This is a genomic window from Lentzea sp. NPDC058436, from assembly GCF_042721515.1.
Classification (GTDB): domain Bacteria; phylum Actinomycetota; class Actinomycetes; order Mycobacteriales; family Pseudonocardiaceae; genus Lentzea.
On record NZ_JBHXLF010000002.1, the window covers coordinates 365,675 to 387,838 of the forward strand.

The 22,164-nt window shown below is 70.3% G+C and carries 24 protein-coding genes; 11 read left to right on the forward strand and 13 right to left on the reverse strand.

Features of this window, described 5'->3' with window-relative positions:
• Positions 1-27: 27 nt before the first annotated feature.
• Positions 28-765, forward strand: coding sequence for a DUF4397 domain-containing protein (locus ACFWN2_RS09165; RefSeq protein ID WP_382426067.1), 738 nt, complete (start codon positions 28-30; stop codon positions 763-765).
• Positions 765-1,289 carry a class F sortase gene (locus ACFWN2_RS09170; protein ID WP_382426069.1) on the forward strand — a complete coding sequence of 175 codons (525 nt, stop codon included), beginning with the start codon at positions 765-767 and terminating at the stop codon, positions 1,287-1,289. The genes ACFWN2_RS09165 and ACFWN2_RS09170 overlap by 1 nt, the downstream gene beginning before the upstream one ends.
• On the opposite strand, the gene ACFWN2_RS09175 is transcribed toward ACFWN2_RS09170, so the two are convergent.
• Genes ACFWN2_RS09175 through ACFWN2_RS09195 form a run of 5 tightly spaced genes read right to left on the reverse strand, consistent with a single transcriptional unit; the run spans position 1,279 to position 6,196 of the window.
• A complete protein-coding gene (locus tag ACFWN2_RS09175; RefSeq protein ID WP_382426071.1) occupies positions 1,279-1,899 on the reverse strand; it encodes an ABC transporter ATP-binding protein in 621 nt (206 codons plus the stop codon). The genes ACFWN2_RS09170 and ACFWN2_RS09175 overlap by 11 nt on opposite strands.
• Positions 1,881-2,783 carry an ABC transporter ATP-binding protein gene (locus tag ACFWN2_RS09180; protein ID WP_382426072.1) on the reverse strand — a complete coding sequence of 301 codons (903 nt, stop codon included), beginning with the start codon at positions 2,781-2,783 and terminating at the stop codon, positions 1,881-1,883. Before ACFWN2_RS09180 ends, ACFWN2_RS09175 begins: the two co-directional genes overlap by 19 nt.
• The gene (locus tag ACFWN2_RS09185; RefSeq protein ID WP_382426073.1) at positions 2,777-3,661 is read right to left on the reverse strand and encodes an ABC transporter permease; all 885 of its coding nucleotides are present in this window, start codon (positions 3,659-3,661) and stop codon (positions 2,777-2,779) included. The genes ACFWN2_RS09180 and ACFWN2_RS09185 overlap by 7 nt, the downstream gene beginning before the upstream one ends.
• Positions 3,654-4,634: an ABC transporter permease gene (locus tag ACFWN2_RS09190; protein ID WP_382426075.1), complete on the reverse strand. Its 981-nt coding sequence runs from the start codon at positions 4,632-4,634 to the stop codon at positions 3,654-3,656. Before ACFWN2_RS09190 ends, ACFWN2_RS09185 begins: the two co-directional genes overlap by 8 nt.
• Complete coding sequence (locus ACFWN2_RS09195; protein WP_382426077.1) at positions 4,631-6,196, reverse strand: ABC transporter substrate-binding protein; 1,566 nt, start codon at positions 6,194-6,196, stop codon at positions 4,631-4,633. Before ACFWN2_RS09195 ends, ACFWN2_RS09190 begins: the two co-directional genes overlap by 4 nt.
• 112 nt (positions 6,197-6,308) lie before the next feature.
• On the opposite strand from ACFWN2_RS09195, the gene ACFWN2_RS09200 reads away from it, so the two are divergent.
• The gene (locus tag ACFWN2_RS09200) at positions 6,309-6,491 is read left to right on the forward strand and encodes a zinc transporter Slc39a7 (RefSeq protein WP_382426079.1); all 183 of its coding nucleotides are present in this window, start codon (positions 6,309-6,311) and stop codon (positions 6,489-6,491) included.
• Here ACFWN2_RS09200 and ACFWN2_RS09205 read toward each other — a convergent pair.
• The gene (locus ACFWN2_RS09205) at positions 6,488-8,191 is read right to left on the reverse strand and encodes a dihydroxy-acid dehydratase (protein ID WP_382426080.1); all 1,704 of its coding nucleotides are present in this window, start codon (positions 8,189-8,191) and stop codon (positions 6,488-6,490) included. The genes ACFWN2_RS09200 and ACFWN2_RS09205 overlap by 4 nt on opposite strands.
• A gap of 274 nt (positions 8,192-8,465) precedes the next feature.
• On the opposite strand from ACFWN2_RS09205, the gene ACFWN2_RS09210 reads away from it, so the two are divergent.
• Entirely contained in the window at positions 8,466-9,224 is a 759-nt protein-coding gene (locus tag ACFWN2_RS09210) for a TerC family protein (protein WP_382426082.1), read from the forward strand.
• Here ACFWN2_RS09210 and ACFWN2_RS09215 read toward each other — a convergent pair.
• The 3 genes from ACFWN2_RS09215 to ACFWN2_RS09225 are packed head-to-tail and all read right to left on the reverse strand — an operon-like array spanning position 9,221 to position 12,639.
• Positions 9,221-9,883 carry a hypothetical protein gene (locus ACFWN2_RS09215; RefSeq protein WP_382426084.1) on the reverse strand — a complete coding sequence of 221 codons (663 nt, stop codon included), beginning with the start codon at positions 9,881-9,883 and terminating at the stop codon, positions 9,221-9,223. The genes ACFWN2_RS09210 and ACFWN2_RS09215 overlap by 4 nt on opposite strands.
• A 42-nt stretch (positions 9,884-9,925) precedes the next feature.
• Positions 9,926-12,082 carry an MMPL family transporter gene (locus ACFWN2_RS09220; RefSeq protein WP_382426086.1) on the reverse strand — a complete coding sequence of 719 codons (2,157 nt, stop codon included), beginning with the start codon at positions 12,080-12,082 and terminating at the stop codon, positions 9,926-9,928.
• Positions 12,083-12,087: 5 nt separating this feature from the next.
• Positions 12,088-12,639, reverse strand: a complete 552-nt coding sequence (locus ACFWN2_RS09225) for a TetR/AcrR family transcriptional regulator (protein WP_382426088.1) — start codon at positions 12,637-12,639, stop codon at positions 12,088-12,090.
• Positions 12,640-12,724: 85 nt separating this feature from the next.
• Between ACFWN2_RS09225 and ACFWN2_RS09230 the strand changes: the two genes are divergently transcribed.
• Both ACFWN2_RS09230 and ACFWN2_RS09235 read left to right on the forward strand, forming a co-directional pair.
• Positions 12,725-13,228 carry a hypothetical protein gene (locus ACFWN2_RS09230; RefSeq protein ID WP_382426089.1) on the forward strand — a complete coding sequence of 168 codons (504 nt, stop codon included), beginning with the start codon at positions 12,725-12,727 and terminating at the stop codon, positions 13,226-13,228.
• A 10-nt stretch (positions 13,229-13,238) separates the two neighbouring features.
• Complete coding sequence (locus tag ACFWN2_RS09235; RefSeq protein ID WP_382426091.1) at positions 13,239-13,529, forward strand: DUF1905 domain-containing protein; 291 nt, start codon at positions 13,239-13,241, stop codon at positions 13,527-13,529.
• Between the two features lie 15 nt (positions 13,530-13,544).
• Here ACFWN2_RS09235 and ACFWN2_RS09240 read toward each other — a convergent pair whose 3' ends face one another.
• Together ACFWN2_RS09240 and ACFWN2_RS09245 are read right to left on the reverse strand one after the other, a co-directional pair.
• Positions 13,545-14,678 (reverse strand): endonuclease/exonuclease/phosphatase family protein, encoded by a 1,134-nt coding sequence (locus ACFWN2_RS09240; RefSeq protein ID WP_382426093.1) that lies wholly within the window; start codon positions 14,676-14,678, stop codon positions 13,545-13,547.
• 69 nt (positions 14,679-14,747) lie between these two features.
• On the reverse strand, positions 14,748-16,712 hold the full coding sequence (locus ACFWN2_RS09245; RefSeq protein ID WP_382427421.1) for an MDR family MFS transporter: 1,965 nt from the start codon (positions 16,710-16,712) through the stop codon (positions 14,748-14,750).
• Positions 16,713-16,770: 58 nt separating this feature from the next.
• Here ACFWN2_RS09245 and ACFWN2_RS09250 point away from each other — a divergent pair, with 58 nt between their 5' ends.
• From ACFWN2_RS09250 to ACFWN2_RS09270, 5 genes are all read left to right on the forward strand, one after another.
• Complete coding sequence (locus ACFWN2_RS09250) at positions 16,771-17,289, forward strand: DUF6928 family protein (RefSeq protein WP_382426094.1); 519 nt, start codon at positions 16,771-16,773, stop codon at positions 17,287-17,289.
• A 31-nt stretch (positions 17,290-17,320) separates the two neighbouring features.
• The gene (locus ACFWN2_RS09255; protein ID WP_382426096.1) at positions 17,321-17,653 is read left to right on the forward strand and encodes a putative quinol monooxygenase; all 333 of its coding nucleotides are present in this window, start codon (positions 17,321-17,323) and stop codon (positions 17,651-17,653) included.
• A gap of 52 nt (positions 17,654-17,705) precedes the next feature.
• On the forward strand, positions 17,706-17,984 hold the full coding sequence (locus tag ACFWN2_RS09260) for a hypothetical protein (protein ID WP_382426098.1): 279 nt from the start codon (positions 17,706-17,708) through the stop codon (positions 17,982-17,984).
• Entirely contained in the window at positions 17,981-19,624 is a 1,644-nt protein-coding gene (locus tag ACFWN2_RS09265; RefSeq protein WP_382426100.1) for a GMC family oxidoreductase, read from the forward strand. Before ACFWN2_RS09260 ends, ACFWN2_RS09265 begins: the two co-directional genes overlap by 4 nt.
• 91 nt (positions 19,625-19,715) lie before the next feature.
• Positions 19,716-20,090, forward strand: coding sequence for a YciI family protein (locus ACFWN2_RS09270; RefSeq protein WP_382426102.1), 375 nt, complete (start codon positions 19,716-19,718; stop codon positions 20,088-20,090).
• Here the strand turns inward: ACFWN2_RS09270 and ACFWN2_RS09275 are convergent.
• Together ACFWN2_RS09275 and ACFWN2_RS09280 are read right to left on the reverse strand one after the other, a co-directional pair.
• The gene (locus ACFWN2_RS09275) at positions 20,075-20,590 is read right to left on the reverse strand and encodes a hypothetical protein (RefSeq protein WP_382426103.1); all 516 of its coding nucleotides are present in this window, start codon (positions 20,588-20,590) and stop codon (positions 20,075-20,077) included. The two genes, ACFWN2_RS09270 and ACFWN2_RS09275, sit on opposite strands and share 16 nt — an antisense overlap.
• 4 nt (positions 20,591-20,594) lie before the next feature.
• Positions 20,595-22,121 carry an FAD-dependent monooxygenase gene (locus ACFWN2_RS09280; RefSeq protein ID WP_382426104.1) on the reverse strand — a complete coding sequence of 509 codons (1,527 nt, stop codon included), beginning with the start codon at positions 22,119-22,121 and terminating at the stop codon, positions 20,595-20,597.
• Between the last annotated feature and the right edge of the window lie 43 nt (positions 22,122-22,164).

Consider the following 22,164-nt stretch of genomic DNA (forward strand, 5'->3'; position numbering starts at 1 on the left):
GCACGTCCGGTGAGGGGAGGGGTCCGCGTGCGAGTGATCGCCGTCGTGCTGTTGCTGCTGCTGTCCGCCACGCCCGCGCACGCCGCGACCGGCACGTACCTGCGCTTCGGGCACTTCTCGAAGGACCAGGCGCGGGTCGACGCCGTGCTCGACGGGGTCAAGCTCGGCACGCTCGACTACGCCGACCTGGACAACTACCGCCGCGTCGAGCCGGGGGAGCACGTCGTCGAGTTCCGCATGTCCGAGCCGGGCAGCCCGCTGCTGCGGTCGCTCACGGTGCGGGCGGGCTCGGGCAACGCGTACACGGTCGTCGACCTGTCGTCCACGATGAAAGTCCTGGAGGACGACGTCAGCCTCCCGGCGAACGGGCAGGCCCGGCTCCGGGTGATCAACGGCGGCGACGCCGAGATGGACCTGGTGCGGGCCGGCGTGTCCGTGCACCGCGCCGTGCAGGCGAACTCCTCGACCGGGTACCTCGACCTGGCGCCCGGTTCGGACGCGCTGGAGATCCTGCAACGCGGCAAGGACGCGACGCGCCTCGAAGCCGCGATCGAACCGGGTGGCGTCTACTCGCTGCTGGTCAGCGCCCGGCGGATCGAGCTGCGGACCGACGCGAAGGCCGCGGAGGTCGTGCCCGGCGGCGGGCAGGAGACCGGGTTCGGCGGCATGGCGGGCGGCTGGGACTGGCTCACCGCCCTGGTGATCATGCTGATCGTCGGCGTCGCCATGTACTCGGTGCGCGGCCGGCTGTTCCGGTTCGGCTGATGGCCAAGGCCAAGCTCCTGATGGGAGCGGCGATCGTGGTCACGCTGATCTACGTGGTCAAGGGGCCCGGCGGCGACGAGGCGCCCGAGCCGGTGACGGTGCTGATCCCGTCGATCGGCGTCGACACGACGCTGGAGGCCCTGGAGGTCGACTCCGCGGGGGCGCTGGAGGCGCCGAAGCGCGCGGACACGGCCGGGTGGTACGCCAAGGGCGTCGCGCCGGGGGACCGCGGCCCGGCGGTGATCGCGGGACACGTCGACTCGAAGACCGGGCCCGGGGTGTTCTTCCGGCTGCCCGAGCTGCGGCCCGGCGCCGAGGTGCTGGTCGAACGCGAGGACGGCAGCAAGCTCACGTTCGTCGTCAGCGGCACCCACACGACCGAGAAGACCCTGTTCCCGACGGCCGCCGTGTACGGTCCGACGCCGTTGTCGGAGCTGCGGCTCGTGACGTGCGGCGGCGAGTTCGACCGGGTCGCGGGCAGCTACCGCGACAACATCATCGTGGACGCGGTGCTCAAAGCCTGACCGTCTCGTCCGCCCACCTGGTCAGCAGCGTGGCGTCGTGCGAGATCGCGAGCACGCCCGCGCCGGAGCGCTCCTGGTAGGCGCGGATCACGCCGACCAGCGCCGCGGTCGTGGAGGCGTCCAGCATCGTCGTCATCTCGTCGCAGATCAGGTAGCGCGGGTCGAGCGCGAGCGCGCGGGCGAGGCAGGCGCGTTGCAGCTGGCCGTCGCTGACCTCGTGCGGGCGGCGGCCCAGCAGGTCGTCGGTGAGCATCACGAGGTCGGCCAGTTCGTCGACGCGGTCCGTGCTCTTCAGCGGCTCCGCGATCGCCTGGCGGAGGGTGAAGCGCGGGTCGACCGACAGCCTGGGCTGCTGGAACAGCACGCCGATCTTCGTGCGCTGGGGCGCCTTGAACCGGAACCCGGTGACCGTCTCGCCGTCGATCTCCACGGTTCCGGCGAACGGCTTGTGCAGCAACGCGAGCACACGGGCCACAGTGGACTTGCCCGACCCGCTCGGCCCTGCCAGCCCGACGGTCCGTCCGGGGTGGACGGTGAGGTTGACCCCGGTGATCACCGGGGTGCTGTAGCCGGCGGTCACGTCCTTCGCGGTCAGCACGGGCGGTGGCACGCGACGGCGTGCGGGTCGTCGGTCAGCACGGGGCGGTCCTCGCAGATCGCGGTGGCCTGCTCGCAGCGCGGGGCGAACGCGCAGCCCGCCGGCAGGTCGGTGAGCAGGGGCGGCTGGCCGGGGATCGGCAGGAAGTCGCGTTCCGGCAGGGCGTTGGCGAGGCCTCGGGCGTAGGGGTGCTTCGAGCGGTCGAGCACCTCGTGCGCCGGGCCGACCTCGACGATCCGGCCCGCGTACATCACCGCGATCCGGTCGGCGACCTTGTGCGCCGCCGCCAGGTCGTGCGTGATCAGCAGGACGGCGTGGCCGTCGTCGACCAGTCTGCGGAACTCGTCCAGCAGCCCGTCCACGAGGTCGCGGTCGAGGCCGGTGGTCGGTTCGTCGGCGATCAGCAGCGGAGGGTTGCCCACGAGAGCCAGGGCGTTCGCGACGCGTTGCGCCATGCCGCCGGACAGCTCGTGCGGGTAGCGGTCGAGGTGCTCGGGCAGCAGACCGGCCCGTTCGGCGGCCTGGTCCGCGTCGCCGCCCAGGACCTTCGCGGCCTCCTGGAGCTGGGACCGCGCGGTGCGGACGGGCGTGAGGTGGCTGGCAGGGCTCTGCGGGATCAGCCCGATCTGCCGGCCTCGCACGGTGGTCGCCAGCTCGTGGTCGGTCGCCGCGAGCAGGTCCACGTCACCGAGCCGGGCGCTGCCGCTCGTCTCCGCGTTGCCCGGCAGGAACCCGAGCAACGCGCTCGCCAGCACCGTCTTGCCGCAGCCGCTCTCGCCGACCAGCGCCACGCACTCGCCGGGCCGGATGCGCAGCGACACGTCGTTCACAGCCTCGACGGTCGCGCCCTTGAGCGCGAACCGCACCGACACCCGGTCGATCTCCAGGTTCACCACGTCAACTCCGTGCGCCGCTTGGGGTTCAGCCGGTCCCGCCACACACCGCTCACGCCGGACACCGCCAGCGTCGTGATGATCAGCAGCAGTCCCGGCGCCAGCGACATCCACCAGCCGCCGATCAGCAACGAGCGCTGGGCGTCGTTGATCATGTTGCCGATGCTGGCCGCGTGCGGCGGCAGTCCGAGGCCCAGGAACGACAGCGCCGTCTCGTGCCACACCGCGTGCGGGACCATCAGCGTGGTGGCGAGCAGGACCTGCGGGGCGACGTTCGGCAGCAGGTGCCGGGTCATCACCTGGAACCGGGAGGCCCCGCCGACGATCGCCGCGTCGATGAACGGCCTGGTGCGCAACGACAACACCTCCGACCGCACGATCCTGGCGGCGGTGAGCCAGTGCGTCAGGGCGATCGAGATGATCACGGCACTCAGGCTCGGCCGCAGGATCGCGACGATCACGATGCCCAGCAGCAGGTGCGGCACCGAGGCGATCGCGTCGACCACGCGCATCATGATCCGGTCGAACCACCCGCCGATCGACCCGGCCAGCGCGCCGACGGCCGTGCCCGCGACCGCCGAGATCACCGCGGCGACCACACCGACCGTCAGCGACACCCTGAGCGCGTAGACGCAGCGGAGCAGCACGTCGCGGCCCAGTTCGTCGGTGCCGAACAGGTGTGCGGCGGACGGCGGCTGGTTGGCGATCGCGAGGTCGACGTACTGCTCGTTCAGTTCGACGAACAGCGGCACGACCAGGACGGTGAGGGCCACCAGGCCGAGGACGACCGCGGACGGCAGGAGCCGCCACTTCGGTGAGCGGGGCGGGCTCGCGGCGGTGAGGCGGCTGCGCGGGGTGGGACGCCAGGTCAGGTCAGCCATCGAGCGCCACCCTCGGGTCGGCCAGCGCGTACAGGACGTCGGCCAGCAGGTTGCCCACCAGCACCACGCCCGTCGCCATCACGGTCAGCGCGCCGAGCAGCGCGAAGTCGACGTTCAGCGCGGCCTCCACGGTCGCCCGCGCGATGCCCGGCCACGAGAACACCGTCTCCACCAGCAACGCGCCGGTGATCAGCTCCGGCAGCCGGGCGCCGAGCAGCGTGAGGAACGGCAGCAGCGAGGTGCGCAGCGCGTGCCCCGACACCACCAGGTGGTCCGGCAGTCCGCGGGACCGCGCGCCGATCACGTGGTCCTGGGTGAACGACTCCAGCAGGTTCTGCCTCACGAACAGCACGAACCACGGCGCCTGCGAGATCGCCAGCACCGCCACCGGCAGCACCATGTGGACGGCGACCCCGCCGACCGACACCGGTTCGGAGCCCGTCGTGACACCACCGCCGGGCAGCCATCGCAGCTGCAGCGCGAAGACGTACAGCACGGCGAGGCCGAGCCAGAAGACCGGCGCGGCCTCCAGCGCGTAGCAGCTGCCGGTGATCGACCTGTCGAGGAACGACCCCTGCCGCCACGCGGCGAGCGTGCCCAGCAGCAGCCCGAGCACCAGCGCCAGCGTGAACCCGACCGACACCAGCAGCACCGTCCACCCGAGACGGTCGCCGATCACCGCGGACACGGGTTGCTGCAACGACAGCGAGTCGCCGAGGTCGCCGGTGACCGCGTGCGTCAGCCAGGCCCAGTACTGCGCGACGACGGGTTCGTCGACGCCCCAGTTCGCGCGCAGCTGGGCCACGCGTTCCGGGGAGGCGCCGATGATCCGGACGCCGAAGTAGCGCTCCACCGGGTCGAACGGGCTGGCCTTGGCCAGCACGAAGAGGGCGAAGCTGACCACGAGCAGCACCGGGACCGCGAAGGCCAGGCGGCGCAGCGCGAGCCGGCCGATCGCCTTGCCCCGCGTCACGACTTGGGTGTCCAGCGTTCGAGGTTCCACCACACGGCGTGCACGAGGCCGTGGTCGTGCGGCTCGACCTGGGTCTCCTGGCCGTTCCACTTGTCGCGGATCACGTAGGTGTGGTCGAGGAAGACGAGGAAAGCCCAGCCGGGATCGGCCGAGTAGGCCTTCTGGAACTCGTCGTAGGCCTTCTTGCGAGCGGCCGGGTCGAGGCTGCGGCGCGCGGTGTCGAGCGAGGTGTCCACAGTGGAGTTCCGGTACAGCGTCATGTTCACGTAGCCGTCCTGGCCCGCGTACCTGCTGTGCAGCAACGTGTAGGCGGCCGTGTCCGGGTCGTACGGGTCGCCGCCGCCCCACACCGACGCGGCCTCCTTGCGGCGCTGCAGCATGATGTCGAACGTCGTGGCCTCGACGGGCGCGTCGATGCCGAGCTTCGCGATGTCGGACGCCGTGGCGAGGGCCAGTTCCTTGCGCAGCACGTCCGGCGCGGGGTAGAGCACGGGCAGCTTCGCGGGCTGGCCGTCCTTGGCGCGCTTGCCGTCCGCGCCCTTGCGCCACCCTGCCTCGTCGAGCAGCCTCCCGGCCTCGGCGACGTCGTAGCGGAACGCGGAACCCTCGTCGTACCAGTCCTTCAGGTACGGCGAGATCGGCGTGGACGCGGGCTTGCCGGAACCGGCCAGCACGGCGTCGATCATGGCCTGGCGGTTGATGCCGAGGTTGATCGCGCGCCGGACCTCCGGGGTCGAGGTGAACGGCAGCTCGGACGGGATGCCGAGACCGCGGTAGTCCGCCGACGGGTTCTGCACGATCTTGTAGCCGGACCTGTCCCTGTAGGTCTGCGCGAGCTTGGGCGGCAGCACCGTGCCGTCGAACTCACCGGCGGCCATGCGGGTCGCGCGGGCGTTGTCGTCCGGCACGAAGACGACGGTCACGGACTTCACCGCGGGCACGCCGCCCCAGTACTTCTCGTTGGCCTTCAACACCATCCGGTCGCCCTTGCGCCACGTCTCGACCGTGTACGGGCCGGTGCCGACGGGCGTGGTGTTGAACGGCGCGCTGTTGATGTCCGCGTCCTTGAGCTTCGCGGCGGGCACGATGCCGAGCGCGAGCTGCTGCGCGAACGGCGCGTAGGGGTAGGAGAGCGTGAACTCGACGGTGGCCGGGTCCTTCGCCACGACGTCGGCCAGCGCGTCGAACCGGGACGCGATCGTGGAGTTCACCTTCTTGTCCACCACGGACTTGTAGGTGAACACGACGTCGTCCGCGGTGAGCGGGGTGCCGTCGGAGAACGTGATGTCCTTGCGCAGCTTGGCCGTCCACGTCAGGCCGTCCGCGGACGCCGTCGGCAGCTCGGAGGCCAGCGCGGGCTTGAGCGCGAGCGAGGCGTCGCGCGCGACCAGTCCGTCGAAGATCTTGGCTGCGCCGTCGGGCGCGTAGCCGAGCACGGGGTTGAGGTTCTCCGGTTCGCTGCCCGCGCCGATGACGATCGACGTCGCCGGTGCGGTGGTCGAGCCGTCGGGTGAGGTGCACCCCGCCAGCAGAACGAGGGCCAGCAGAGCCGCGCGCCGCATCCAGTTCCTCCCAGGTGTCCGTGTTGCCGGGAGAAGCTAACAGCAAGCATCTTGCAATAAGCAATACCTTGCACGACTGCGCGCAGGTCACGGACGTGCCAGCATGCGTGGCATGACCAACGGAGTGCACACCCACGAGCACAGCCACGGTGACACGACTCATACGCATCCCCACGGGGCGCATGCGCACGACCACGTCGAGCACGAGCACACCCACACGCACGACGGCGAAACGCACTCACACGCGCACGTGCACGACGCGGGCCACGTCGAGGAGCATTCGCACTCCCACTAGTGCGACTCGCGGGTGACCTCGCTGCCGCTGGAACCGACCAGGAAGTCCAGGTCGGCTCCGGTGTCGGCGCCGAGCACGTGGTCGACGTAGAGCCGTTCCCAGCCGCGCTTCGGTGACGCGAACGCCTGCGTCATCGCCGTGTTCGGCGTGCGCTGCAGGAAGTCCGGCGCCTCCACGTCGATCCGCCGGTTCTCCACGTCCAGCACGACGACGTCGCCCGTGCGGACCAGCCCGAGCGGTCCACCCGCCGCCGCCTCCGGCGCCACGTGCAGGACGACGGTGCCGTACGCCGTGCCGCTCATGCGCCCGTCGCAGATCCGGACCATGTCGCGGACACCCTGTTCCAGCAGCTTCTTCGGCAACGGCATGTTCGACACCTCGGGCATGCCGGGATAACCGCGCGGGCCGCACCCCCGCAGCACGAGCACGGAGTCGGCGTCCACGTCGAGATCGGGGTCGTCGACGCGGGCGTGGAAGTCCTCGATGCTGTCGAACACCACGGCCTTCCCCCGGTGCCGCAACAGGTGCGCGGACGCCGCCGCCGGTTTGATCAACGCACCCGACGGCGCCAGGTTGCCGCGCAGCACCGCGATCCCGCCCTCGGCGATGATCGGCTCGGTCCGCGCGCGGATCACCTCGGGGTCCCAGATCGGCGCGTCGTCGAGGTGCTCGACGAGCGGCCGGCCCGTGACCGTGAGCCCGTCGGGGTCGAGCAGGTCGCGCACCTCCCGCAACACGGCGAGCAGCCCGCCGGCGCGGTGGAAGTCCTCCATCAGGAACCGCCCGGCCGGCTGCAGGTCGACCAGCAGCGGCACGCCCGAGCCGACGCGGTCGAAGTCGTCGAGCGTGAGGTCGACGCCGAGCCGTCCGGCGATCGCGAGCAGGTGCACCACGGCGTTGGTCGACCCGCCGATCGCGGCCAGCGCCACGATCGCGTTGTGGAAGCTGGCCTTGTTAAGGAACGTGCTGGGCCTGCGGTCTTTTGCTATGAGTTCCACGATCAGTTTTCCGGTGCCGTGGGAGGCTTCGAGGAGCCTGCTGTCCGGTGCAGGCGTGCCCGCGACACCGGGGACGACGGTGCCCAGCGCCTCCGCCACCAGCGCCATCGTCGAGGCGGTGCCCATGGTGTTGCAGTGGCCGCGGCTGCGGATCATCGCCGACTCGGAGCGCAGGAACGCCTCCTGCGACAACGTGCCCGCGCGCACCTCCTCGGACAACCGCCACACGTCCGTTCCGCACCCCAGCGGAACACCGCGGAACGTGCCGGTCAGCATCGGCCCGCCCGGCACCACCACGGCGGGGATGTCGACGGACGCGGCGGCCATCAGCAACGCCGGAATGGTCTTGTCGCACCCGCCCAGCAGCACCACGCCGTCCACGGGGTTGGCGCGCAGCATCTCCTCGGCGGCCATCGCGGCCATGTTGCGCCACAACATGGCGGTGGGGCGGACGTTGGTCTCGCCCAGCGACACCACGGGCAGGTTGAGCGGGATGCCACCGGCCTCGTAGACGCCGTTGGAGACGGACTTCGCCACGTCGTCGAGGTGCGCGTTGCACGGCGTGAGGTCGGAGGCGCTGTTGGCGATGGCGATCTGGGGGCGGCGGAAGGCGTCGTCCGGGGTGCCGCGCCGCATCCAGGCGCGGTGGATGTAGGCGTTGCGGTCGTCTCCGGCGTACCACTGCTCGCTGCGTAGTCCCACTGCGCGCCTCCTAGCGGTCGTTCGCTGAGCATAGGGGGAGTGGTTTCTGGTCATCCCTATTGCTTCAGTGTGGACCGAAGTCAGTCGCCTCCGTTGCACGAGCGAGAAGGAGTGCGGAGGTTCGAAGCAAACACGCTGCCGATCGGGAACGTTCCGTTCGGTGATCGGGAGCCTGGCCGCCGGTGATCGGGAACGTGCCGGCCCCAATCGCCGGGTCTGCCCCCGCACTCCCGCGCCTTCTGCAATGATTCGGGCAAATCGGTCAATCCGGCGCGTGTGGAAGGAACTGTTGATGGAGTGGATGGCGAGCCCCGAGCTCTGGGTCGCGTTCGCGACCCTGTTGCTGCTCGAGATCGTGCTCGGGATCGACAACGTCATCTTCATCTCGATCCTGGCCGGGCGCCTGCCGGAGGAGCAGCGGCGGCGGGCCCAGGTCGTGGGCCTCTCCCTGGCACTGATCACGCGCCTGCTGCTGCTCGCGTCGCTGGCGTGGGTGATCGGGCTGACGGCGCCGTTGTTCACGGTGTGGGGCCAGGAGATATCGGGACGTGACCTGATCCTGGTGCTGGGCGGTCTCTTCCTGCTCGGCAAGGCGACGTTCGAGATCCACGAACAACTTGAGGGCGCCGACCACGCCAAGGAGCGCAAGGCCGTCTCGTTCGCGAGCGTGATCGCGCAGATCCTGGTGCTGGACATCGTCTTCTCGCTCGACTCGGTCATCACCGCGGTCGGCATGGTCGACGAGCTGGGCATCATGATCGCGGCCGTGGTCGTCGCGATGGTCGTGATGCTGTTCTCCGCCAAGGCGATCTCGGAGTTCGTGAACCGCCACCCGACGGTGAAGATGCTCGCGCTGTCGTTCCTGCTGCTGATCGGCGCGAGCCTCATCGCCGAGGGCTTCGACCAGCACATCCCGAAGGGGTACGTGTACGGGCCGATCGCGTTCTCGGTGTTCGTGGAGTTCCTGAACCTGCGGATGCGGGCGAAGCGGTCCAAGCCGGTAGAACTGCACGGCACGTACGTGAAGGACTAGAGCAGTTCGTCGGACACGGTGAACTCGGTGTCGCACGCCGGGCAGGTCGCCTGACCGAAGAAGTGCCGGAAGACGCGCACGGCCTTGGACTGGCCGTGCGCGTCGGCCGTTTCGCAGACCCGCCGGCCCACGCCGTCGAGCTTCGCGGGGTCAGCGGGGCGCAACGGTCGTTCCTCGTCCTCTTCGGTGCGGCTGACGCCGTCGCCGATGACGATGTACATCGGCGTCTCGCACTCGGGGCACTCGACCTCGTACTCCTCGTCGCTCATGCCCCACGACAGGACGTCCGCCGCGTCGAGCACGCCTTCGAGCACCAGAAGGCCCTCCAACAGGTAGGAGTAGGTGTCCTCGTCGGCGTCGGGCAGCAACGCGCTCGCCGTGGCCTGCAGCGTGGTGATGGAGGTCGCGTGCTCGGCGCGGACGGTCTCGTCGCCACCGTCGGCGATGATGCCCGCCGCGAGCAGGACGGCGTCGGCGTTGTTCATCGCCGCGAGGTGGGGGAGCGCCGCGTAGCTGGCGGAGTAGCTGGTGCCCTGGTGGCACAACGAACTCCACAGTTCGGTCCACGCCTCCTGGTCGCCGGTGGCCGCCCGGTCGAGGAGGGCGGGAACGTTCTCGGCGGTGCCGTAGGCGTGGTGCAGAACAGAAAAGTCCGTCATGCCCGTGATCAGATCACGGGCATGACGGACCGTTGAGCGGGGTCAGCCGACGGCGACCGGCTCCTTCTTGTCCTTCTTCTCGATCTCGTCGAGCGCGGTGCCCTCGACGTCGAGCTCCGGCAGCCAGCGCAGGAACTTCGGCAGCCACCAGGCGCGCTCACCGAGCAGGGCGAGCGCGGCCGGCACGAGCACCATGCGGACCACGAACGCGTCCACGAAGATGCCGACGGCCAGGGCGAACGCGATCGACTTCACGGTCGGCTCGCCGGCCGGGACGAAGCCCGCGAACACCGAGAACATGATCAGCGCGGCGGCGATGACGACCGGGGCCGCCTGGCGGAAGCCGGTGGTGATGGCCTCGATCGGCTTGGCGCCGCGGTGGTGCGCCTCGTGCATCCGGGACACCAGGAAGATCTGGTAGTCCATGGCGAGGCCGAACAGGATGCCGATCACCAGGATCGGGGTGAGGCTGATCAACGGGCCGGTGCCGTCGAGGTTGACCGCGTCCGCGAGCCAGCCCCACTGGAACACCGCGACCGTGGCGCCGAGCGACGAGCCGATGGTCAGCAGGAAGCCGAGCACGCCCACGAACGGCACGAGCAGCGAGCGGAACACCAGCACCAGCAGCACGAGCGCGAGGCCGACGACGACCGCGAGGTAGATCGGCAGCGCCTTGTCGAGGGACTTGGCCACGTCGACGCTCACCGCGGTGGCGCCCGTGACGTACGCCTTGCCACCCTCCACACCGGACAGTTCGGTGCGCAGGTCGGCGACGAGCTTCTCGGTCTCGGCGGTGTCAGGGCCGGACTTCGGGATCACGGTGACGAGAGCGGACTTGCCGTCCTGGCTCGGCTGGGCCGGGGTGACCAGTGCGACGTCGGACAGCTTCGTGATCGGCTCGGACGCCTTGGTGGCCGTCGCGGCGGCGCCGTCGCCCTCGAACAGGACGATGATCGGGCCGTTGAAGCCCTCGCCGAAGCCCTTCGCGAGGATCTGGTCCGCGCGCTCCTGGGTGGAGTTGGCCGGCGCCTTCTGGATCAGCGTGGTGTCCATGGACGCCACCGGGATCGAGACGATGCCGAGCGCCACGACCGAGAGCAGCAGCGCGGCGACGCGGTTGCGGGTGACGGCGCCTGCCCAGCCGCGGACGACACCGCGGTCCTTGGGCTCGGAGGCCTCCGCGGCGCGTTCCTTGCGGGTCAGCACCCGGCGTCCGAGCATGCTCAGCACCGCGGGCACCAGCGTGATCGCGATCAGGACCGCGACGACGATCGTGGCGGCGGCCGAGACGCCCATCTGCGTGAGGAACGGGATGCCCGCGATCGCGAGGCCCACCAGCGCGATCACCACGGTCAGGCCGGCGGTGACGACGGCGGAACCCGCGGTGCCGACGGCGGTCGCGACGGCGTGGCCGACGTCCGAACCGCGTCGTAGCTCCTGGCGGTAGCGGTTGATGATGAACAACGCGTAGTCGATGCCGACCGCGAGCCCCAGCATCGAGGCGAGGATCGGCGTGGTCGACTGCAGGTCCATGAACCCGGTGGCGATCGTGATGCCGAGCGCGCCGATGCCCACGCCGATGGCGGCGGTGAGGAGGTTCATGCCCGCCGTCACGAGCGAGCCGTAGGTCAGCGCGAGCACGACCAGCGCCAGCACGACACCGATGGCCTCGGTGGCGCCGCCGATGTGCGGGACCTCCTGCATCGCGGTGCCGCCGACCTCGACGGTCAACCCGGCCGCGCGGGCCTTGTCGACGGCCTTGAGCAGGTCGGCGCGCTGCTCGGCGGTGACCTCACCGGGCTTCACGTCGTAGGTGACGGTGCTGTAGCCGACGTTGACGTCCTGGTTGACGCTCGGCGCGGCCGGGTCCAGCGGGTTCGTCGCCGATCGCACGCCCTTCAGCGCTGACTCGTCCGCCACCAGGTCGGTGATGGTCTTGAGGTGCTGCGGCAGCTTCTGGCCGTCCGGCGCCTGCAGGACCACCCTGGCCTGCGCGGTCTCGCCGGAGCCGAACGTGTCCTGGATGCGCTCCAGGGCCGTAGTCGACTCCTGCCCGGGGATGGACATCGAGTTCGACGTCTCACCACCGAGCGTGAACGCGCCGGCACCGGCGCCGATCAGCACGAGAAGCCAGATCAGGACGACGGGGAGACGGCGCCGGTGAGCGCTCATTCCCAGTTTGTAGAGCAGTTTCGCCATGATGGTCAGGCCTCCTGGTGCCCGAGTGCGTCGTAACAGGTGGAGAGGATCAGGGGACGCCACAGCGTCTTGTCACCCTGTTGGTTGGCCAAAAGGGTGAGCACGGCCATGGCGCTCAGCGCGCCGACGATCCGGATGGCGCGCGGCAGTTCGGCGGCGGGGTCGATCACGAACATCTCGTTGAGCAGCAGCTCGTCCTGCGCCTGCTGCGGGTCCTCGCCGGGGGCCGTCATCGACCGGAAGAGCAGCGCGACCATCCCCGGCCGGTCGAGCGCGTAGTCGGTGAGCAGCTCCAGCGAACGCCGGTCCCGCTCTGGGCCGGCGGGGATGTCCTTGACCAGGTCGAGGACGTGCTGGGTGATGATCCGGCTCTGCGCCCACGCCGCTTCGAAGAGAGCGTCCTTGCTCGGGAAGTGGTGCAGCAGGCCCGCCTTCGACAGGCCGACGGCGTCCGCGAGGGACTTCAGCGACGTCTGCTCGAAGCCGTGCCGCGCGAAGAGCGCGGCGGCAGCGTCGAGGATGTTCTCGTCGACCGCGGTCCTGGGCTGTCGTGGCATGTGGACGACTTTACGGCGTTCACCAACCGATTCGGTAGGTTTACCGACCGAAATGGTCGGTGGCGTTCGTCACCACAATGGATGAGTGATCACGATGCAGCCGGTCGTCGAAGTGACTTGGAGTGACGTCGTGGCGTTGTCCGGACGGATGACCCGCGAGGAGTTCGACGTCGTGGTCGGTCCTGATCTCGTGGATGAACTGCTCCACGAGGAGATGGTCATCCTTGCGGGCGGCGTGCGGGTGTCGGACACCTCGACAGGCCTGCGGATCGAACCCGGATGTTGCTTCGGGCTGGAGAACTGGCGCGACTGGGCCGGCGTGCTCGACGGCGAGGTGTCGTGGCTCGGGCACTCACCGGCCCCCGGCGTGGAGCGTGCCGACGGCGTCCTGCGGCTGTGGCGCGACGAGAGTCGCCGGGACGAGCCCGCCTGCGAGTTCCCCCTCGCGGACCTTCCGGGACATCTGGAGGGCGTCCGGCAGGACCTGATCGCGTTCCTGGGGCTGCTGCGCGCGTGGGCGCCGGACGGCCTGGGCGAGCGGCTCGCGGCGGCGTTCGACCACCACTTCCACGTGAGTCCGCCTCTGTGAGAATGGGCCGATGTTCGTCTTCGACGCGGAACTCTGGCTGTGGGACGCCCGCCGCATGGACACCTGGACCTTCGTGACGCTCCCCGAGGACGTCTCGGACCAGATCCGCGACGTCGCCACGCCCGGCACCGGCTTCGGCGCGGTCAAGGTGCGGGCCGGGGTCGGTGCCAGCACGTGGTCGACGTCGGTGTTCCCGGACAAGCAGTCCGGCTGCTACGTCCTGCCGGTGAAGGCCGCCGTGCGCAAGAAGAACGACGTCGGGCCCGGCGATGTCATCGAGGTGACGGTGGAGCTGGTCTAGGGGACGTCCGGGGCGCTAGAGGGTCCAGTCGATGTCGGCGTAGATGGCGGCGTGGTCGCTGGCCGCGTGCACCTCGTCGGTCATGGTTTCGTAGACGTCCCAACGGTTGCGAGTGCGCGGGCCGCGCCACACGCCCTTGCGGAAGATGCCGCCGCCGGTGGCCTTCGCGAACAGCGGGGGCGTGAGCAGGACGTAGTCGATCTTGCCCTTCTCGTTGACGCCGCGGTAGGTGCCGAGGCGGTGGTCCCAGTCGAAGTTCTCGTGCTCGCTGATGTCCCGCAGTCCGGTGCGCTGGAACAGCGGGCGCAGGCACTCGCTGTCCGCCGTGTCGTTGAGGTCGCCCACCACGGCGATGTGTTCGTGGCCCTCGTCGCGCAGACGGTTCACGATGCGGGCGATGCGGACCGCCTGGCGGAACCGTCTGCGGGCGCCGAGCGGGTCGCCGGGAGTGCTGTAGCCCTTGGACTTCAGGTGGTTCACGAGCACGACGACCTCGGGTCCGGCGGGCGTGCGGACGTGGTACTCGGCGCAGTCGCGGGAGAAGACGAAGCCCGACCTGTCCTGTGCGTACACGTGCGTGCGCATCATGATGACCTGGTGTGCGTCGCGGGTCAGCAGGCCGACGTTGATGCCGCGCTCGTCGTTGCCGTCGACGAGGTGGACCTCCTCGTACGGGGTCCAGCCGACGTGCTTGAGCATCGACGCGGAGAACATGTGCAGCAGTTCGCGCGACTCGGCCTCGACGACGCCGAGCACCTGGGCGCCGACGTCGCGCATCACCTGGGCGGTGTGCCGGGTCGCGAGTTCGCTGATGGGTTCGGTGGTGAGCTCGACCCAGCCGACCCACGACTCGCGACCGCTTGCCACGACTGAGGTTTCGCCGGTGCGGTGCCGGGCGAGGAACCGGCCGCGGATGCGCCGCAGGATCGCGTACCTGCTCCGGTCACTCCTGAGCAACTCCAGCGTCGTCAGGTGTTCTTTGAGCTCTTCCTTGACTTCCGGGGTGTAGGTGTCGGCGGCGATGAGTTCGTTGAAACGGGCGTGGGCGGCCAGGATCGGAGCCGCGTGCTTGGTCGCGTTGCGGCCCATCACTTTGGGGCGCTCGAACATGTTCTCCACGTTGAACGACCCGATTCGCGTGGTGCTCACGAGTTCCAGGGTCGCATGTGGAGGAACGTGTTCGCCCTGGTCCGCTCGGGTGATCTTTCGACACAGGCACTACACCCGGCTCAGCTGCCGCCCGCTCTCGATCAGCTCGTCGGTGAACGAGTCGAGCGCCTCGGCGAAGTCGCGCTGGTCCGGCTCGTGCCAGTCCTGCAACTGGTCGAGCAGCCACCGCCGCCACGCCACCACGAGCTGGGCGAACACGTCCGACCCCCGGTCGGTGAACCGGTAGCCGTCGTCACCGAACGCCAGGTGCCCCGACCGCACGAGGGCCCGCGCGGTCGGTTCGAAGATGCCGCCGGGCACCTTCGTCATCTCGGCGATCTCGTCCAGCGTCGCCACGCCGTCGTCCGTTGACGCCCGGTACACGCGGCCGAGCAGCCACGCCTGTTCCAGCGGCAGGTCGACGCCGGAACGGCGCAGCACGGCCAGACCGGGGTCCTCCGGGGACTTCGCGACCACCGTGGAGACCAGCTTGCGCAGCTCGTCGTAGGAGTTCGACGGCGGCGCGGCGAAGCTCTCGCCCACGCCGCTGTTGCCCGACGCCGACGCACGGGACGTGTCCCGCAGCTGCACCTGCGGCAGGAAGACCGCCACCAGCAGGGCGACCAGGCCGATCGGGGCGGCGATCAGGAACATCATCTGCACGGTCTCGGCGTACCCGGCGACGATCGGTGCCCTCACCGCGTCCGGCAGTGCGTGCACGGCGGCCGGGCTCGCGATGGCGCGCGGGTCGACGCCCGGCGGGACCACGAGGTGCTTCGGCAGCTGGTTCGCGTAGATCGTGCCGAAGATCGCCACGCCGAACGAGCTGCCCATCGTGCGCAGGAAGCTGATGCCGGACGTCGCGACGCCGAGGTCGGTGTAGTTCGTGGTGCTCTGCACGACGATCACCGGCACCTGCATCACCAGGCCGATGCCCGCGCCCAGCACCACCATGAACGCGCCCATCGCCCAGTAGCTGGTCGACGCGTCCAGGAGGGACATCAGGAACAGGCCCGCGGTGAGGACGACCGAGCCGACGATCGGGAACGGCCGGTAGAGGCCCGTGCGGCTGATCGTGTTGCCGGTGAGCAGCGCCGTGGACATGAGCCCGGCGATCAGCGGCAGCATCCACAGCCCGGACGCCGTGGCCGACTCGCCGCGCACGTACTGCAGGTAGATCGGCAGGTACGTGATGCCGCCGAGCATCGCGAACCCGACGACGAAGCTCAGGATGCCCGACACCGTGAACACCCTGCTGCGGAACAACCTCATCGGCAGCATCGGCTCGGCCGCGCGCTGTTCCACGAACACGAACGCGACGAGGAGCACCACCGATCCTGCCGCCATCAACAGGATCGTCGGCGACGTCCACGCGTACTCGGTGCCGCCCCAGCTCGTGACCAGCGTGAGTCCGGTGGCCGCCAGCGCGATCAGCGCGATGCCGGCGTAGTCGATCTTCGGGCGCCCCTCGGTCCTGATCGTGGGCAGCGCCGCGACCGCGACCAGCACCACCGCGATGCCGAGCGGGATGTTCACGTAGAACGCCCACCGCCAGCTCAGGTGGTCGACGAACAGCCCGCCGAGCAACGGCCCTGCGACCGTCGCGACGCCGAACACCGCGCCCGCGAGGCCCTGGAACTTGCCGCGTTCCTTCAACGGCACGACGTCCGCGATGATCGCCGTCGAGGTGACCATCAACCCGCCCGCGCCCAGGCCCTGGATCGCGCGGAACGCGATGAGCGTCCCCATCGACTCCGACCAGCCCGCGAAGAACGACCCGACGAGGAACAGCGCGACGCTGACCAGGAACGTCTTCTTGCGCCCGTAGAGGTCGCCGAACTTGCCGATCAGCACCGTCATGATCGTCTCGGCGAGCAGGTAGGACGTCACCACCCACGACAGGTGCGCGCCGCCGCCCAGGTCGGCCACCATCGTCGGCAGCGCGGTGGACACGATGGTCTGGTCGAGCGCGGCCAGCAGCATGGAGAGCAGAACGGCCGCGACGACCAGGTTCCGCCTGCGGGTGTCGATCATCTCGGGCACTCGGGGATGATCGCGCAGGTTGGACGACCTCGCAGGGGGAGGAACACGGGTGGGTGCCAGGGCGGCGCTGGTGGTGTTCGGCGACGCGCGGGCGGTGCGGCGCGGTGGCGTGCCGGACCGGTCGGCGGCGGAGGCGGTGGTCCGCGCGCTGCGGCCGGGTTGCGCGGTCGAGCCGGTCGAGGACGGCGAACTGGCCGACGAGATCTGCCCTGCCGACGGGTTCACGTACGTGGCGGTGCTGCCGGACGCCACGATCGTGTGCGACCGGGAGTTGGCGACCGTGCCGGTGGCGGAGCACGTGCTGGACTACGCCGGAGACCGAGCGCTGGCCGTGTTCGCCGGGAGCCCGCTGGCCTTCGCCGAGTGGGCGGCGGACGGCACGCTGCTCCGCGCGCAGCACGCCGGATCGCACGAACTCGCGGACACCGTCGCCCTGGAGATGTTCGGGTTCACCGCGGAGAACCCGCCCGCCGGCCTCGTGGTGCACGGTTTCCGGGTGACGCGCTCGGAGCCGGCAGGTCTTCGCGTCACGGCGGCCGAGCGGTCGTTGACCACGCAAACAGACTAGGGTCGAAGGCGTTCAGCCGAAGGAGGCCGTCTTGATCTTCATCACCGCCAAGTTCCGCATCCTGCCCGAGCACGCCGAGGCGTGGCCGGAGATCAGCAGGAGCTTCACCGAGGCCACCCGCGCCGAGCCCGGCTGCCTGTGGTTCGACTGGTCGCGCAGCCTCGACGACGCGAACGAGTACGTCCTCGTCGAGGCGTTCCGCGACGGTGACGCGGGCGGCGCGCACGTGAGCTCCGAGCACTTCAAGAACGCTCAGAAGGAGCTGCCTCAGTACCTCGCCGAGACGCCGCGCATCGTCAGCCAGAACGTCGAGCAGGACGACTGGTCGCGGCTCGGCGAGATGGAGGTTCCGCCACGCGGGTGAGCCTGGCCCGGATCGTTTGGTGCAGGCGGTTCCTCCGCCAGAGGATGGCCCGATGGACGCCTTCGTGGAGTTGTCCGCCGAGCTGACCGGGTTCTCGGCGGAGGAGCTGAGGTCGACCGGACTGGTCGAGCAGTACCGCGCGCTGACCGACGGCGCGTCCGAGGCCGAGATCATCCGGCTCTGGTACACCGGGGTCTGGCGCGGGGTGATCCCGAGCGAGCGCGCCTACGCCGAAGGCCTGGCGTGGAAGGCCGTCGGGGTCGCCGCGCCGGGCACGGCGGGGCCCGGGTTCGGCAGCTGGGAGTCCAGACCGCGCAGAGGCGCCCGGTGAGGGCCGTGGTCGTCGGCGCGGGGTTCGCCGGCTCGATCGTCGCGAAGGTGCTGGGGGACAACGGGTTCCGCGTGCTCGTGCTGGAGGCGGGCGCCGAGCCGAACGAGGACGCGGTCGGCAGGTACCGCACGGCGCTGGTGAAGTCGCCGCTCAAGCCGTACCGCACGACCGCCGCCGCGCCGTCGAGCGACTACCTGGTCAACACCGGGCCGCACGCCTACTCCAGCCCCTACCTGCGGATGAACGGCGGCACCGGCACCGCCTGGACCGGGATCACGCCCCGGATGCGCCCTGACGACTTCCACACCGCAGACCTGGGCCATGGCCGCAACTGGCCGCTGGGCTACGACGACCTGGAGCCCTACTACCGCGCGGCGGAGTGGGAGATCGGGATCGCGGCCGACGCCGACGAGCAGCGCCAGCACGTTCCCGTCGCGGACGGCTACCGCTATCCCATGCACGCCTTGCCCCGCACGTACCTCGACCACGCCGTCGCGTCCGTTGTGGACGGTGCCGTCGTGGACGGCCGTGAGCTGCTCGTCACGGGCACACCGCAGGCGCGCAACGGGGTTCCGGTGCCGGGCTACCGGCCGGACGGGCACCGGTGCGCCGGCTTCGCGAGCTGCGTGCCGATCTGCCCGGAGAACGCCAAGTACACGCCGCACCGCACGCAGAAGCAGTGGTCCGCCAACGTCGAACTGCGCACCCGTTGCGTGGTGAACCGCGTGCACGCCGACGAGTTCGGGCGCGTCACCTCGGTCGGCTACCAGCGCTACGAGGACGACACCTCCGGCAGGCACACGCGGCACTCGGCCGAGGCGGACGTGGTGGTCCTCGCCGCGCACGCCATCGAGAACGCCAAGCTGCTGCTGATGTCCGGGCTCGCCAACAGCAGCGACCAGGTCGGCCGCAACCTGATGGACCACCCCGCCCTGCTCACGTGGGCGCTCATGCCGCAGGCGGTCGGCCCGTTCCGCGGTCCCGGCTCGACGACGGGCATCGAGGCGTTCCGCGGTGGCCCGCAACGTCGCGGGCGGGCGCCGTTCCGCATCGAGATCGGCAACTGGGGCTGGGGCTGGTCGGCAGGCAGCCCCGACTCCGACACGGCGGAGTTCGTCGCGGCGGGCCTGCGCGGCACGGCACTGCGCGAGGCGGTGGCGGACCGCGTCAGCAGGCAGTTCGCCCTCCAGTTCGAGATCGAGCAGGAGGCGGACCCGGCGAACCGCGTGACGCTCGCGGCGGAGACGGACCCGCTCGGCAACCCGCGCCCGTCGATCCACTACGGACTGTCCGACTATGTCAAGGACGGGCTGCTGGCCGCGAAACGCGTCTCGGACCGCATCTTCGAGCTCCTCGGCGCCGAGGACCACACCTCGTACAAGCCGGACGAGGAAAGGTACTTCGAGCACGACGGCGAACCGCTGCGGTACTGGGGCGCGGGGCACAGCGGCGGCACGCACGTGATGGGCGCGTCGCCGCGCGACTCGGTCGTCGACCAGTGGCAACGGTGCTGGGACCACCCGAACCTGTACGCGGTGGGGTGCGGCAGCATGCCGTCGCTGGGCACGTCGAACCCGTCGCTCACGATGGCCGCGCTGGCGCTGCGGACGGCGGAACACCTCGTGTCACCCGCGCGCTGAGGAAGTTCCGCGCAGAATGTCGAAAGCTCCGTGACGTCGATCGACGCAGGGGTGGCGGCGCGGCGCCGCCAGTCGACACCGAGGAGACGACATGCGTTTCATGCTCATGCACCGCGTCCAGGAGGACGACCCCGCTTCGTGGGAACCGAACCCCGAGCTCATCGCGCGGATGAACGCGTTCGTGGAGAAGCTGACCGCGAACGGCGTGATGCTCGGCGCCGAGGGTGTGCAGAAGCAGGGTGCGGTGGTGCGCAGGCGCGGCACGGCGATCAGGTCGGTCGACGGGCCGTTCGCGGAGGCCAAGGAGGTGGTCGGCGGGTTCCTGCTGATCAACGCCGCGGACCTCGCCGAGGCCACGGCCGTCGCGCAGGAGTACATCACCTGCTTTGCGGGCGTCGAGGAGATGTCGGTCGAGGTCCGGCGGGTCGCCGAGGCCGAGGACATCGAGCCCTACCTGGACAGGTAACCCAGTTCGACGACGAACCACTCGCCGTCGAGCTCGACCGGCCCGCCGGGGTCCAGCCGCACGTCCTCGTCGTCCAGCGCGACGAGGACGTGCGGCCCGTCGAGGTCCAGGGCCTTGTCGACGACGGTGCGGACGCTCACGTCGTCGGCGCGGATGTCCAGCGGTTCCGGCACGTTCTCGCCGAGGTCCTTCAGCTCGACCAGCCGGTTGCGGTAGGAGGTCGTGCCGGTGTTGGTGAGCCGGTGCACGGGCGACACGGGCCGGTAGACGTGGCCGCCGCGGTGTTCGGAGATGAGCCGGGGTTCGCTGCCGTCGAGCCAGTCCATGCGGCCGTCCGAACCCTCGACGCTGAGCACGACGTACGGGTTGTGGTGCAGATGCCAGGAGTGCGTCTCGCCGGGTTCGAGCGCGACCTCCCACACCCTGATCACCGGGTCGTCGTGCAGCACGCGCTGACCGACGTCGACGAGCACGACCTCCTCGCCGGACGGTGAGATCACGACGTCACCCCGCAAGGCGCACCTCCTGCAGATAGCGGTTCTGTACGGACTGCCACGACGTGGCGGTCCACGGTTCGACGTGGGCGATGTGCGCGTCCGGCCGCAGCAGGACGACGACCTCGCCGAAGCGCTCGCGCACCGAGTCGCCGGGGTCGAAGTAGGCGCGGGCGCGCAGGCCGGAGTGCGGCGCGTCCCACCGGCTCACGACCACCTGCCTCAGGCCGGGTTCGTCCGGGGGCAGGAACGGCCGGCGGCGCGCGTCGGTGAGGTGCAGCGCCAGGAACGTGTCGCGGCACAGCTCGTGCAGGTGGACCGGGCCGCGCAGACCGAAGATCCGCAGGTCCGGGGCCCGGTCGCCGACCTGCAACGGACCGGTGCGCGTCATCGACCAGTCCGCGCCCAGCCGCACACCGAGCAACGTCCGCGTCATCGCGTCCTGCCAGCCCGCGACTGAGTCCGAGCGCCGCGACATCACCGCGCGCGCCGCCTCCGCCATCGCGCCGGAACCGTGCACGGCCACCGGTTTCTGCTCGGCCTCGTAGCCGTCGAGGAGCTCGGGAGCCGCCCACCCGCGCAGCACCCACGCCAGCCGCCACGGCAGGTTGGACGCGTCGAGCACCCCGGTGTTCAGGCCCAGCGCCCACATCGGAGTGATCAGGTGCGCCGCGTCGCCCAGCAGGAACACCCGCCCGTCGCGCCACGACGACGCCACCCGGTGGTGCACGGTGTAGACGTTGCTGCCCAGCACCTCCAGCGAGTCGACCTCGCCGACGAAGTGACGCGCCTTGTCCCGCAACTCTTCGACGGACGGCTCGGCGCGGCCGGGTGCCAGCGGGAACACGAACCGCCAGCAGTGCGGCTGCCGCACCAGGACCATCCACTCCTCGCGGTCGCCGAAGTAGGCCAGGTACGGGTAGTCGCGCGGGTTGCCGACGTCGAGGTCGCACACCAGGTCGACCAGCACGTACCGCTGCTCCAGCGTGTGCCCCTCGACGCGCACGCCGAGCCGTTCGCGCACGGTCGACCGCCCGCCGTCGCACCCCAGCACGTACGCGGCCTCGAAGCCGACGATTCCATCCGGAGTGGACAGTCGCAGCGTGACACCGTCGTCGTGCTGCACGAAGTCCGTGAGGCGGTGCCTCATCCGCAACGCTCCGGGGGCGCGTTCGTGCAGCACCTCGGCCAGCACCGGCTCCAGCTCGTGCTGCGGAACGTTGACGACGAACGGGAACCGCGTCTCGTCAGCCAGTGCGGAAAGGAACACGCTCCCGGTCGACGTCCCGGTCGCCCGGTCCACCTCGCCGATCTCGTCGAGCCGCAGCGACGCCTCCAGCACCGGACCCAGCGCGTCGTACCGGTCGAGCACCTCCAGCGTGCGCGTCAGGACCGTGCCCGCCCTGGTCTCGCTCGACAGGTCGGCGCCGGCCTCGAAGACGACGACCGGAACCCCGTGCGCCACCAGGCCCAGTGCGGTGATCAGCCCGACCGGGCCCGCGCCGATCACGGCCACCGGACGATCGGACGTGTTCATGCACCCTCCCCGCCCCCTATGTTCGACCATGAGGGTGCTCTCG